Origin of the sequence: Paraburkholderia dipogonis, from assembly GCF_042680985.1 — a bacterium.
In the GTDB taxonomy this organism is placed as follows: domain Bacteria; phylum Pseudomonadota; class Gammaproteobacteria; order Burkholderiales; family Burkholderiaceae; genus Paraburkholderia; species Paraburkholderia phytofirmans.
This window is the reverse complement of the sequence record NZ_JBHUFR010000009.1, coordinates 2,535-3,152: the sequence shown is the minus strand read 5'-3', so window position 1 is coordinate 3,152 and position 618 is coordinate 2,535. Positions and strand designations below refer to the sequence as shown.

The window sequence follows — 618 nt, the reverse complement described above, 5'->3', positions numbered from 1 at the left end:
CGAGCGCGCGGAAACCACGGTTGCGGGCCTCTACGCCGCCGGCGACATGGCCGCCGTGCCGCACAACTACATGCTCGGCGCGTTTACCTACGGCTGGTTCGCGGGCCACAACGCCGCGCAATACGTCGAAGGCCGCGAGCATGCCGCGCTGGACGACGAGCAGATCGCAGCCGAACGCTCACGCATTTACGCGCCGCTGGAACGCGGCACCGGACTCGCGCCGGCGCAAGTCGAATACAAGCTGCGCCGCATGGTGAACGACTATCTGCAACCGCCGAAGGTCACGCGCAAGATGGAAATCGGCCAGCAACGTTTCGCCGAAATCGCGGACGACATCGCGCAGATCAAGGCCGACAATCCGCACGAACTGATGCGCGCCGCCGAAGTGCGGGCGATTCGCGATTGCGCCGAAATGGCGGCGCACGCGTCGCTGTATCGCACGGAGAGCCGCTGGGGCCTGTATCACCATCGGGTCGATTATCCGCAGCGCAACGACGCGGACTGGTTCTGCCACACGCATCTCAGCAAAGACGCAACGGGCCGCATGCGCAGCGAAAAACGCGCCGTCGAACCGTACGTGGTGCCGCTCGACGCTCACGACAGTCACGCCTATCAGAA

Annotated in this window: 1 pseudogene; it reads left to right on the top strand. The window is 65.0% G+C overall.

Annotated elements, in window-relative coordinates:
• Positions 1-618: pseudogene (locus ACFSNN_RS12500) on the top strand (fumarate reductase/succinate dehydrogenase flavoprotein subunit); the annotation flags it as partial.